This is a genomic window from Mesorhizobium sp. WSM4837, assembly GCF_055811435.1.
Genome location: NZ_JBVVQE010000217.1, coordinates 1 through 820, shown reverse-complemented (window position 1 = coordinate 820; position 820 = coordinate 1). Strand labels below are relative to the sequence as shown.

The 820-nt window shown below is 56.8% G+C and carries 1 pseudogene; it reads right to left on the bottom strand.

Annotated elements, in window-relative coordinates:
- Positions 1-108 precede the first annotated feature (108 nt).
- A pseudogene (locus AC0L3D_RS36800) lies at positions 109-724 on the bottom strand (Tn3 family transposase).
- Positions 725-820 lie beyond the last annotated feature (96 nt).

Below are 820 nucleotides of genomic sequence, written 5' to 3'. Positions count from 1 at the left end.
TTGCAGGATACCATGATTGTCAGGACGAAAGGTGTCCTTAGCTCACAATCTGGGGTGAGGACAAGAGCTGTACAAAACCTTGCGCTAAGCCCGAACGGATCGTGAAACTCATGCGGCTCGCCGGCTTGGGGTCGGTAGCCTAAGGGTTCGAAAGCCTTCGGGCATCTGATGCTCGGTGTCCCAGGTGTAGATGCCGGTCAGGTTGATATGTTCCCAACTCAGCGGCGAGATATGCTTCAACAGCGTATCTGGAATGTTTCGCCCCCCTCGTTTCAACTGTGTGGCCCGCGCGGTCGAGATAGACCGTGTTCCAGTGTACGATCGCGCTGACGACGAGGCGCGCTTGAGCTTGTGTGCTGCTTCGCCCTTGTTGAGGCCGGCTTGGCAGCGTGCCGGGCTTGAGTACCATTCAATCATGAATATGGATCGCTCGATCCTGCCCAGTTCCCGCAGCGCCCTTGCGAGTTGGCTTTCCTTCGGAGATGCCGATAGCTTTTTCAGGATCGTCGAGGGCACAACTGCGCGAGTGGCGATCGACGCCGCTAGATGAAGCAGATCATCCCAATGGTCGAGGATCAGGGTGGTGTTGATCGATGTGGTTCGACAGCGCCGGATAGGCATCGCTTTTCTCGAATGTGTGGAACTTCCGATCCTTGAGGTTGCGCAGTCGCGGCGCGAAGCGCTTACCGATCAGGGCGAACAGCCCGAAGACGTGATCGCTCACACCGCCAGTGTCGGTAAAGGGTTCTGTCGCAAATCGTGCTTTTGGTCACAACGGGACGCTTTCGCGCCGATGATCATGCTGCAAGGATTTCGAACC